Genomic DNA, 11,355 nt, shown 5'->3' on the forward strand with positions numbered 1-11,355 from the left:
GTATGGCATCGGCGGCCGGTTGGGCGTGGCCGCGCACTACATTCCCGCCACCCGACAGCTGGCGCTGGCCAACAACGCTGGTGCGGGTAGCCTCGCTCATGAATGGTTTCACGCCTTTGATCATTACATGGGTGGCAAAGCTTACCGGAATGCCGGACCGTGCGGCTTCGCTTCCAGTGCCTGGCTGAACAGCGTAAGCAGTAAACCCCACCCACTGAATGAACGGCTAGGCGCTTGCTTCCAGGCCATCATGCTGACGGAGGACGGCACAGCGCCGAGCACTTTGTTCCGAGCCTCCCAGGTGGCCGATCAGCACTTGAAAACGGTTTATTACGCCAAACCGGAGGAGCTGTGCGCTCGCGCCTTTGAAGCCTTCATTGAAGACAGCCAGCCGCGTAACCGATTTCTGGTAAACGGAACCGTTCACTCTGATGAAGCCAAGGCGGGTCTGTATCCGCAGGGCGAGCATCGCCAGCGTATCAATGACGCCTTTCAGTATTACTTTGCCGCTCTCGGGGCTGCGTTGTATCGGGAACAGGCCAAAGCCGGATGAGGAAGCCTGCGTTCGCCCTGGTGGACTGTAATAACTTCTATGCCTCCTGCGAGAAGCTGTTCCGTCCGGATCTTCGTCATACACCGGTTGTGGTGCTGTCCAACAACGACGGCTGCGTCGTCGCCCGTTCCAAAGAAGCCAAGGCGCTGGGGATCAAGATGGGCGTGCCGGTTCATCACATTAAACCGGAAATTCGCCGATACGGCATCCAGGTGTTTTCCTCCAACTACACCCTCTATGGCGACATGAGCCGGCGGGTGATGACGACTCTGGATGCCCTGGCTCCCAAAGTGGATGTCTATTCCATCGATGAAGCCTTTCTGGACCTGACCGGCATTGACCGGGTGGTGTCCTTTGAGGACTTTGGGCGAGAGGTCAGGAACACGGTGTATCAGAACGCCGGCTTACCGGTCTGTGTGGGCATTGCTCCGACGCGAACCCTGGCCAAGCTGGCCAACCATGCCGCCAAGAAATATCCAGCCACTGGAGGCGTGGTCGATCTGACGGACCCCGACCGGCAACGGCGGTTGATGGCCCGCGTACCGGTTGAGGAGGTTTGGGGTGTCGGGCGAAAACTCAGTGCCAGGCTTCAGACCATGGGTATTGTCACGGCGTTACAACTAGCGGATACCCATCTGGCAACGCTCAGAAAACAGTTCTCTGTGGTGTTGGAACGCACCGCCCGGGAGCTCAATGGTTTGCCCTGTGTGCCGTGGGAGGATGTACCGGCCCCGAAGAAGCAAATCATGTGCTCCCGATCGTTTGGTCAGCCCCTTCAGAAACTGAGCGACCTGGAAGAAGCCGTAGCGCACTTTGCGGCCCGCGCGACCGAGAAGCTGCGGGGAGGCCAGCAGTATGCTGGGGAACTGATGGTGTTCATCCGAACCAATCCGTTCAAGGCGACGGCGCCGCAGTATTCACGCAGTGCCAGCGTGAAGCTCATCCAGCCCAGCCAGGACTCCCGGGTTATTGTGCAGCAGGCTCTGAACCTGCTTAGACCGATGTATCGGGAAGGATTTGATTACGCTAAGGCCGGCGTTATGTTGGGGGAACTGGTGGATGAGTCGGGTGTTCAGGAGGATCTCTTCCAAGCCGCGCAGGAGCAGGCGCCGGACAGTGGCAGATCGGAACGCCTGATGGCGGTGATGGATACCATCAACCGGAAGTCCAGGGCGACGGTCTACATGGCCAGAGAGGCCGGGCCTGCGGCCTATGCGATGCGGCGAGGGCATTTGTCGCCGGCGTATACGACCTGCTGGGATGACTTGCCGAAGGTTCGCTAGTAAACAAAAGCGAACATTCATGGCGCCTGTAATCCTCGGGGCTGTCTGCCTAGTTGAGCGCTTGGTCATTCTTCAAGAACCTAGCAAACGGTCAAATGGACTAACTGTTCCAGCTCGTCGATCGCCAATAACGTGGGTGTAGATTTCAGTCGTGCGAATATCGCTGTGGCCGCGGATCTCCTGAACCGTTCGGATATCACTTCGGGATCTCAGTACCAAAAGCGTGGCGAAAAGTATGCGCCGTCACCCGATTGGTAATTCCGCTCGTTTGCACAGCCTGCCTTAATTGCCTCGCGTGTGTAGAGTGATGAGAGTGATGTCAGCAAATATAGGCAGCGATGAGGTGAACGCATCTTGTTGGGGGCGGGAATAGATAATGCCTGACCTGCCCCCAGTCTTTAATCCAACTGCTTCCTAGTAATGTCCGTTACTGCTGAATCAGTTTTGCCAAGTCGGAGAGCGGAGGCAAACTCCAGGGGTGTCTGATACACTAGGGATGAGTGCGGACGCTGCTCACTGTAGTCCAAGCGCCAATTGCTGATCTTCTCCCGGGCGTGTGCGAGATCTCGGAACCAGTGTTCATTCAGACACTCATCCCGGAATTTTCCGTTAAAGCTCTCGACGTAACCATTCTGCATCGGCTTTCCGGGCTGAATCAGCTTCAGTTCAACGCCATGACGATAGGCCCATTGATCGAGTGCTTTGCCAGTGAATTTCGGCCCTTGGTCGGTTCTAACGGCTTTCGGGTAGCCTCGGAAGGCCGCAATGCCATCCAGGGTACGGGCTACCTGTTCACCCGAGATGCCCATGGCCACGGGAATGTCGAGGCATTCCTTGGTGAAGTCATCCACGATAGTCAGGCATTTGATCCTGCGCCCGTTGGCCAAGGAATCCATCACGAAGTCCATGGACCACGTATGATTCGGTGCATCGGGCAACACCAGGGGCTGTCGTTCCACCATCACACCTTTACGGCGCTTGCGTTTTCGGACGGCCAGGCCTGCCTCCCGGTAAAGCCGATAAACCTTCTTGTGATTCACCTCAGCAGCAACGCCAATCAGGGCGGAATTCATGGGAGATCGATCGGGACTGATCACCAACAGAGCGCAGATGGCCAGAATTGCGCAATTAAAGAAGATGGAGTAGCCCACACCAAGAAAGTACATCAGCACCGAAGACGTCAGCAGGCAGCCAACAACATTGCCGATTGTGCTCAAGGCTGTAGCACTACCGGCGGCTTCGCTTTTTCTCGTATTCTGGTCTGCCGCGTTAAGTAGCAATGGCACGGTCTGGCCAAGAAAGAATATTAGCCGTGCCATGATAGTCGGACAGAAGGCTAGCAGGTGGGTTAGAGCATTGCTGAGTACCGGGATTACCGCAGTGAGGTCCGTCACCGTCAGAACATACCAGCTGAAGAACGGGTAGGAGAGACCAATACCGAATAATCCTGTGGCGAAAACGAGGTTGATCAGCAGGGCACTGGAAAATTTCTCGGATGATCTCTTCCCAGCCTGATAATAGCCAAGTCCAGGGCCGCCAAAAAGCAAGTTATGAAAATTGAGGTGTAAGACACTGATCTGCCGATAAACGCGATGGTTTGACGGTTAGTGACCATCTGAATACCTGCACTGGCCAAGCCAGGGACCGCCCCTTCCGGTCGTTTCATATGTTCCAGAAACGCCTACCAAAAAATGACGCTATCTAGCAATTGGGATTGTCAAAGCTGATAAGGCCTGGAATTCCCGCGCCCTCTGCTAGTTTTGTCTTGCCGTAGCAGAGTTACTGCACCCCCGGATGTCCTGGGAACGCCCACGAGCTGGCTAATCGACCGTTGTTGATAACAGTCCTCTTAGAAAACTAAGTATCTAGAAAATTGATCATTGGCCCTACCCCCGCTTTTGAGGGGGGTGAAGCCAAAACGATTGAGATACGGTTAGAAATATCCAACAAACCCGAGCTGCCAACGATAGCTCTCCCTTAGTTAGAAAGGCGATTTTATGACCATGCAGATGACAGAAGAACAAAGAATGGCCACGGACGGCTTGAGGAAGGTTCTCGACGCTGAGATTGAGCCAAAATTGAGAGCCCACGGTGAAAAGTTTATTCCCAAAGAGATGATGAAGGGCTTCATCAAAACGTTGACAGAATATGGTCTGATCAGAGCGCCGTTCCCAGAACAGTGGGGGGGCTTAGAGATGGATTGGGTCACACATTTGCGCTTGTGGGAGGAGGTTGGTGTCAGTGCAATCGATCTGGCGCTACCAATCCTTATCAATGTTTCCGGCGCAGACATGTTAATCAGAAATGCTTCTGATTCCGTGAAGGAAAAATATGTCCCTGGACTGCTCTCTGGTGAAGTTTTCATAAGCATGGGGATATCTGAGCCTGACGTCGGTTCGGACGTTGCTGCTGCAAAGACGCGTGCAGTCCGTGATGGGGATTATTGGGTCATTAATGGAGAGAAAACGTGGATTTCCAATGGAGAGCATATGGATATCTTCGTATGCACCTGTAAGACCGGCGAAGGCGAATTGACACACATCCTTATCGAGGCAGATACACCGGGCCTCGAAGTGCGTGGCATTCCTAAAATGGCGTTGAACGGACAATCAACCTCTCAAATTTTCCTCGCGGATGTACGCGTACCCGTCGAGAACACTGTCGGGGAGATCGGGCAGGGATTAAAGAACACGCTAGTAACCTTTGAGCGTGCCCGGTGTCACATGGCCGCGTGGGGCTATTCGATTGCAAGACGGGCGATGGAAGAGTCAATTAAATACAGTCAAACCCGATCTCAACATGGGAAATTGATTGCAGGTCATCAGCTGATTGCAGAGAAAATTGCCAACATGGCTACGCAGATTGATGCCGCTCGATTACTTACGCTCAGGGCAGCAGAAATGATTGATCAAGGTTTGCGGTGTGACAAGGAGTGTGCGATGGCAAAGTGGTTTAGCACAGAAATCGCGGTAAAAGCCTGTCGAGATGCGGTTCAGATCCACGGCGGTAATGGTGTTACTAAAGAGTTCATCGTAGAGCGACTAGCGAGGGAGGCAATAATTGGCCCTATTCCAGATGGAACGACTGAAATCCAAAAGCTGTTAATCGCCCGATCACTAACTGGTGTACCGGCCTTCAGTTAAAAAGCCACCAAAACAAGATGACTTGGCGAGGTAATCAAATGACGAACAGTGCCTTACTTTATGAGCAATCTGGACCCGTTGGGTGGATTAATCTAAACCGCCCGAATGAAATGAATGCGATCAATCTGCAGATGCTGGATGAGTTTGAAGAGATTTTGCCCAGGATCGCTAATGATGATGCCGTAAAAGTCATTGTTTTGACTGGAAAGGGGAGAGCCTTTTGCGCCGGAGCAGATCTGAAAGAGATCCTTAATTCTGCTCGCTTACAACCCGGAGAAGCGGATTTTATCGATCGATTGACTGGGCGCGTTTTGAATGTACTTCGTGACTTCCCTAAGCCGGTAATCGCGGCCTTGAACGGCATCACGATGGCTGGAGGCCTTGAAACCGCCATGTGTGCGGACATCGTGGTTGCGGCTGATAGCGCAAGAATCGGAGACGCGCACGCCAACTACGGCGTATACCCTGGAGCTGGCGGCGCAGCAGTTTTACCAAGAATCATTCCTCTTAACGTAGCGAAATTTCTGCTTTTCACCGGTAGCACGCTTTCTGCAGAAGAAATGAAAATTTACGGATTTGTGAATCAAGTGGTGGATCTTAATTCCCTGCGAGCTGAAACACAAAGGATTGCAGAGTTAATCGCAGAGAAAAGCCCAATTGCGCTTCAACGTATGAAAACTGTGGCGAATGAAACAGGCAGCAAGGCTCTTCACGATGCCTTGGAGCATGAACAGGTACTCTTCCGACGCCACATGCGTTCATATGACGCTATGGAAGGCCTTAATGCATTTAGTGAAAAGCGAAGGCCTCAATTCAAAGGTTACTAAGTCACATTTAGGTCTCAAATATTCAAACAGGAGTAGATCATGAATTTGGAAAATAAAGTAGTTGTGATTAGCGGAGGTGCATCTGGTCTAGGGCTAGCAACTGCGCGCTATCTTGTGAAAAAGAAAAAGGCAAAGGTCGCTTTACTAGATATGAACCGAGAAGCCGGACTGAGTGCTGTAGAAGAGCTCGGTGATGAAAACGCGATTTTTATAGCCACTGATGTCACCGAAGAGAACGATGTGGATGCCGCGATTAGCGCAACGATCCAAAAATTTGGCGCAATCCATGTGGACATAAATGCGGCGGGGATTGTAGCCCCAAAAAAGATTCTCGATAAAAATGGAATTGCGGGCTCGATCAATAATTTTAGAAATGTAATAAACGTAAATCTAGTGGGCCTATATACAGTAATGGCTAAGTGTGCAGAAAAGATGGCACTGAATGAACCGGATCAAAATGGTGAACGGGGCGTCATTATTAACGTTTCATCGGGCGCTGCTTGGGAGGGACAGCTTGGACAGTGCGCTTATGGCGCTTCCAAGTCCGGGGTTAACGGAATCAATATTCCAGCAGCACGTGAACTAGGTTCAATCGGTGTTCGCGTCAATTCAATTGCCCCAGGGTTATTCGCAACTCCGATGGTAGATGCGCTGGATTCAAAGGTGAAAAATGCCTTGATCGAAATGTGCGAAGCACCCAAACGGATGGGTAATGTTGATGAGTTTGCTTCAGCATGCGTATTTCTAGTTGAAAACGGATATATGAATGGTCGCTATATCCGTCTTGATGCTGCAACAGTTATGCAGGCGAAATAGCGGTAAAAGGATGTGTCCCTTTAGCCCTCCAAAATGGGGGGCTCTTTTTAAATTAATTAAATAAAATTTAACAGTTCGTTGAGGGATAAATTGTGCATACCACCAATAGAAGCGTTGCTCAGGGAAACATAATAAATATAGCTCCTCCTAAATTTGGAGAGCTGGTTTCTATCAGTGCTGGTCTGCTCTGGACGAGGCTTACAATTCCCTCAAAGCTTGACCATATAAATATCTATCTGATTAAAGATAAAGGCGGTTGGTTTGCCATTGATAGTGGCCCAAGTTCGGATGCTAATCGGGAAATTTGGGAAGAAATAGTACAAAAACTACCTGAGCCAAAAAAGCTCACTGGATTGTTGGTTACACACTGTCATCCTGACCATATTGGCCTCTCCGGCTGGATTCAGCAACATTTCCAAGTACCAGTCTATGCCTCCGAGAATGAAATTTCCAAAGCCAGGCGTGACGAGTTTAGCAGGTTATCCAGTGACCATGAAAAGGATGACTTTTTCTATAGAACTTTGGGGGTTTCGAATACAGAAATACCTGAGTTAAAGAAATACGCAAGAGTAATGGATAACCTTTATGGTCCTCTCCCAGAGAAAGTAAAAATAATTGAAAAAGGCGAATCTATAATTATAGGAGAAAATGATTGGGATATTTGGTCCGGATCTGGTCATTCCGTTGAGCATATATGTCTTAAAAACGACAAGCTAGGAATATTTATCTCTGGGGACCAAGTGCTTCCAGGCATAACGCCTCATGTAGGTACGGATATAATAAGCTTAAATGACAATCCTATCAAAAATTGGCTCGAAAGCTTAACTGATCTAAAGTCATGGGTTAACCCAGATTATTTAGTTTTACCAGCGCATGAAAGGATATTTTTCAATGCAATAGCTAGGGTTGACGAGATTTTAGAGCATCATCACAACCTGTTAAGAACGTTAATTCGAAAGCTTGATCAATGGTTAACTACAGATGAATTGTTATCTTTTGTAGGTTGGGGCGCGGTGAAAGGCTTCGGTCGCTGCCTCGCACTTGAGGAAACATTTGCGCACTTAATTTTTCTGGTCAATTCGGGAGAAGTAAAGATTCAGAAAAACGAGTCTTCTGACGCTATAGAGTTTCGCTCAATTTTAGTTGAAAAATAGTTATTTTACTGTTTTCGATTAAATAATGACCTGAGACCATAGCTTATATAAAAATAAGTCCTAACAAGCGAGGAATTTATGAAAATTAATTTCAGTAATCACATGGAAAATTTGGCAAATCGATATGGTGAATGTGAAGCTATTGTAAATATTGAGCGTAATAGGCGCTACAGCTTCGCAGAGTTTCATGCACTGACTAACAGAATTGTAAACATGATGACGTCTTTAGGGCTCGGTGCTGGTGATAGGTTTGTTAATATTTTGGATAACGACAATCTTTCGTTACTTCATGCTCCTACTATTTTTAAAGGTTGTGTGACCGGAGCTTTTACAAACTTTAGAGATTCCTTGGAAGAACATACTTGGCAAGTTGAAGCTTCTGGTGCCAAAGTGGCATTTATTGAAAATGAGCTCCTCGACTCTCATTACAAGATGCTACGGGATAGAAACGTTACTGTGATTGTAATGGATGAGCCTAAAGAAAGTCTTGATGGTGTTTTCTATTTCTGGGATTTGGTCAACAAGGCGTCGGATCATAATCCAGATATAGTCGTTGATGACAGAGAACATTGCGCAATAATTCGGTTTACAGGAGGTACAACAGGTAAGGGTAAACCAGCAATGTACAGCATTGATAACTGGCTTAGCTGCCGTGACACGGCATTTGCCTTGCAAGATAAGGATGCATGGATCAGAAATCCCAGATGCATTCATATTGCACCAATAAGTCACGGAAGTGGTATGTTATTTTTGCCAACGTTGTATTCTGGTGGTTGCACCATTACACAAAATGAACCTGACTTGAATCTATACTGCAAAAACATTGAAAAAGAAAAAGCGACGCTCACGTTTCTTGTTCCCACGATACTTTATCGTATGCTTGAGATCGATTCAGATTTGAGTTCTCTGAGGTTCGTGATCTATGGCGCTGCGCCTATGAGTCCCGGAAAGCTTAAAAAGTTGCAAGAAAAACTTGGGAATATTTTTGTTCAGTGTTATGGCTCTACCGAACATTTTGGTTTTGCGTCGAACATGGGGACGAGTCAGCATTTGATTAATAGAGAAGAAGATGAGGTTAGGCTTAGTTCAGCTGGGCAGCCGACCCCTGGCGTTGAATGCATAATCGTGAACGAAAAAGGTGAGAAGGTCCAGAAGGGAGAAACCGGTGAGATTTGGGTACGTTCCCGAAGTATATGTCTCGGATATTTAAATGCTCCTGAGCAAACTGGGGCTGAGTTTAAGGACGGATTTTGGAAGTCGGGCGACCTTGGTTATATGGATGATGAAGGATTTATTTACTTGGTTGACCGGAAAAAAGATATGATTATTTCAGGTGGCTTTAACGTTTATGCTAATGAAGTCGAAGCGGCACTTAATAGCCACCCTTCAATTTTAATGTCGGCAGTTGTTGGTATCCCGCATGAAGAGTGGGGCGAGGCGGTTCATGCTGAGGTTACTTTACGCGAAGGTTGTGATGTAGGCGAAGATGAATTAGTTGCGCATGTTAAAGGTCTGATCGGTGGATACAAAGCGCCAAAATCTCTAATGATTGTCGATCAGCTTCCTACTAGTGTGGTTGGTAAGGTTTTACGCAGGAAAGTGCGTGAAAAATACTGGAAAGGTGAACGGAAAATTTCGTAATAGCAAGGTAAAAAAGTCATAAATCATAGTGACAACAAATGTCAAATTTGTGATTTAAAAGTTCTAATCTCGGAGAAATATAATGGAAGATATTTTTGTCGCCGGCGTTGGTATGACAAAATTTGGTCGTCATTTTGATCATAGTTATAAGGAACTGGCGAGAGAGGCTATCGAGCAGGCGCTTACTGATGCTGGAGCTAGCAAGGCTGATGTAAAGCAAGCATTTTTCGCCTCTTGCGTTATCGGTTTAATGCATGATCAACATATGATTCCTGGTCACGTTGCTTTGCGGTCGATGGGATTTGAGGGCATTCCTATCTTTAACCTTGAGGGGGCTTGCGCATCTGCTAGCACAGCCCTTCATTTGGCAGAGAACGCTATTAGGAGCGGGTCTTGTGACATCGCAATTGCTGTGGGCGTAGAGAAAATGAACAGCCCTGATAAGGCAAAAATGTTTTCGGCGTTTGACTCTGCTTGGGATGTTGAAACCGTGAGTGATAACCGGGACATCCTCTTAAAGATGGGGGAGGGAGTCGAATGCCCGGAGGGCTCTCAGTCCCCTAGACCATATTCCATGTTTATGGATGTGTATGCAGCGTTCTCCCGGTTCCATATGAAAACATTCGGAACGACCCAAAGACAAATCGCTGCCGTATCCGCAAAAAACCATCGACACTCTGTTCATAATCCTCTCTCGCAGTATCAGGTTGCGTATACTATCGAGGAGGTTTTGGCCGCACCGCCTATTACTTACCCACTTACATTGCCGATGTGCGCTCCTATTTCGGATGGCGCGGCGGCTGCGGTTTTGTGTAGCGCTGCGGGGCTAAAGAGGCTTAAGGGAGACAGCTCAAGAGCCATTAGGCTGCTTGCCAGTGTTGTGCGATCGAGCTCAGATCGAAGTTTCGATGATTTTGAAAATCACCTAACTGCTTTAGCTGCTAAAGATGCTTATGAAAAGTCTGGCGTTGCTCCAACCGATATTGACGTAGCCGAGGTTCACGATGCGACTGCGATGGGGGAAATAATACAGGCAGAGAATCTCCAGCTAGCGCCATATGGTGGGGCTGGGTGGGCTGCTGAAGCTGGCGAGTTCACTGTAGGAGGCCGAATTCCCATCAATCCATCGGGCGGTCTGGAATCCAAAGGACACCCGATTGGCGCAACCGGAATAGGGCAAGTTTATGAGCTAGTGACTCAATTGAGAGGCGAAGCTGGAAAAAGGCAAGTCGAAAATGCTCAAATCGCCATTCAAGAAAATGGCGGCGGCATTTACGGAGTTGAGGAAGCTACAGCTGTAGTAAATATTTTTTCTAAATAGTACAAGGTTAGCATGGGCCATGTCGGGGCGCATATAGAGTGTCCCGCCATGGCAACTCAAGCTTTTCGACCTGTTGACTCAATGGATCAATTGGATTATTTGAGACTGAAAATTTTGTATTGTCGTTCCTCAACCCTAAAGGGTGATTTAGTGCGCCGTCTGATTAATATCATCTATGATTGAAGTTTTTCTGTCAGTAAGAGAAGTATTCAATTGTGCCCATGCCGATAGCTCCATTTAATCTGACCCTAAACGATCAATTGAAACTCCATGGCAGGTGCCGAGCCAGCACTTTGATCAAACGCCTAGTTCATCGTGTCAGTCTTCATTTCATAGGGAATGCATGCGAGACGGTCCCAGGGATATCCAGCTTGCTTCAGGTTAACACTCAAATGGTATTCAAGTGGCGCAAGCGCTACCGTGTGCGAGATTTTAAAGGGTTTTATGATTCACCGCGCCTGAGCCAGCACCGAAAACTGAGTTATGGTGATTTCTGGTGTATGGAAGCAGGCTGAAGGGGTGGCGTATCCTGTTGGTTGATCACCGCCAAGATCACAACCAACAGAGGAATGATACGCCATGTCCGAGTCTAACCTGCATGCTCTTTCACAACCAGA

At 48.4% G+C, this 11,355-nt stretch carries 9 protein-coding genes and 1 pseudogene; 8 read left to right on the forward strand and 2 right to left on the reverse strand.

Annotated features, from left to right (window positions below; all coding sequences use genetic code 11):
• Together AC13DJ_RS09560 and umuC are read left to right on the forward strand one after the other, a co-directional pair.
• Positions 1-553, forward strand: a 553-nt coding sequence (locus AC13DJ_RS09560) for an LPD1 domain-containing protein (RefSeq protein WP_482936975.1), incomplete at its 5' end; no start/stop codon positions are given.
• A complete protein-coding gene (umuC, locus tag AC13DJ_RS09565; RefSeq protein WP_482932772.1) occupies positions 550-1,836 on the forward strand; it encodes a translesion error-prone DNA polymerase V subunit UmuC in 1,287 nt (428 codons plus the stop codon). The genes AC13DJ_RS09560 and umuC, both read left to right, overlap by 4 nt.
• A 72-nt stretch (positions 1,837-1,908) precedes the next feature.
• Here the strand turns inward: umuC and AC13DJ_RS09570 are convergent, their stop codons facing one another.
• Both AC13DJ_RS09570 and AC13DJ_RS09575 read right to left on the reverse strand, forming a co-directional pair.
• A complete protein-coding gene (locus AC13DJ_RS09570; RefSeq protein WP_227507720.1) occupies positions 1,909-2,055 on the reverse strand; it encodes a tyrosine-type recombinase/integrase in 147 nt (48 codons plus the stop codon).
• A gap of 179 nt (positions 2,056-2,234) precedes the next feature.
• A pseudogene (locus tag AC13DJ_RS09575) lies at positions 2,235-2,876 on the reverse strand (IS3 family transposase); the annotation flags it as partial.
• A 957-nt stretch (positions 2,877-3,833) separates the two neighbouring features.
• Here AC13DJ_RS09575 and AC13DJ_RS09580 point away from each other — a divergent pair.
• From AC13DJ_RS09580 to AC13DJ_RS09605, 6 genes are all read left to right on the forward strand, one after another.
• On the forward strand, positions 3,834-4,979 hold the full coding sequence (locus tag AC13DJ_RS09580) for an acyl-CoA dehydrogenase family protein (protein WP_053114414.1): 1,146 nt from the start codon (positions 3,834-3,836) through the stop codon (positions 4,977-4,979).
• 38 nt (positions 4,980-5,017) lie between these two features.
• The gene (locus AC13DJ_RS09585; protein WP_053114415.1) at positions 5,018-5,806 is read left to right on the forward strand and encodes an enoyl-CoA hydratase/isomerase family protein; all 789 of its coding nucleotides are present in this window, start codon (positions 5,018-5,020) and stop codon (positions 5,804-5,806) included.
• A 39-nt stretch (positions 5,807-5,845) separates the two neighbouring features.
• Positions 5,846-6,622, forward strand: coding sequence for an SDR family NAD(P)-dependent oxidoreductase (locus tag AC13DJ_RS09590; RefSeq protein ID WP_053114417.1), 777 nt, complete (start codon positions 5,846-5,848; stop codon positions 6,620-6,622).
• A gap of 92 nt (positions 6,623-6,714) precedes the next feature.
• Positions 6,715-7,776: an MBL fold metallo-hydrolase gene (locus AC13DJ_RS09595; protein ID WP_053114419.1), complete on the forward strand. Its 1,062-nt coding sequence runs from the start codon at positions 6,715-6,717 to the stop codon at positions 7,774-7,776.
• Positions 7,777-7,854: 78 nt separating this feature from the next.
• Positions 7,855-9,417, forward strand: a complete 1,563-nt coding sequence (locus AC13DJ_RS09600; RefSeq protein ID WP_053114421.1) for a class I adenylate-forming enzyme family protein — start codon at positions 7,855-7,857, stop codon at positions 9,415-9,417.
• An 82-nt stretch (positions 9,418-9,499) separates the two neighbouring features.
• On the forward strand, positions 9,500-10,738 hold the full coding sequence (locus tag AC13DJ_RS09605) for a thiolase family protein (protein ID WP_053114423.1): 1,239 nt from the start codon (positions 9,500-9,502) through the stop codon (positions 10,736-10,738).
• Positions 10,739-11,355: the final 617 nt, after the last annotated feature.

This window comes from Marinobacter sp. L-46 (assembly GCF_056859535.1).

Bases quoted from the DNA above. Each gene is read 5' to 3' on its own strand.
- AC13DJ_RS09585 (WP_053114415.1), top strand. From the start codon at position 5,018: ATGACGAACAGTGCCTTACTTTATGAGCAATCTGGACCCGTTGGGTGG.
- AC13DJ_RS09600 (WP_053114421.1), top strand. From the start codon at position 7,855: ATGAAAATTAATTTCAGTAATCACATGGAAAATTTGGCAAATCGATAT.
- umuC (WP_482932772.1), top strand. From the start codon at position 550: ATGAGGAAGCCTGCGTTCGCCCTGGTGGACTGTAATAACTTCTATGCC.
- AC13DJ_RS09580 (WP_053114414.1), top strand. From the start codon at position 3,834: ATGACCATGCAGATGACAGAAGAACAAAGAATGGCCACGGACGGCTTG.
- AC13DJ_RS09590 (WP_053114417.1), top strand. From the start codon at position 5,846: ATGAATTTGGAAAATAAAGTAGTTGTGATTAGCGGAGGTGCATCTGGT.
- AC13DJ_RS09605 (WP_053114423.1), top strand. From the start codon at position 9,500: ATGGAAGATATTTTTGTCGCCGGCGTTGGTATGACAAAATTTGGTCGT.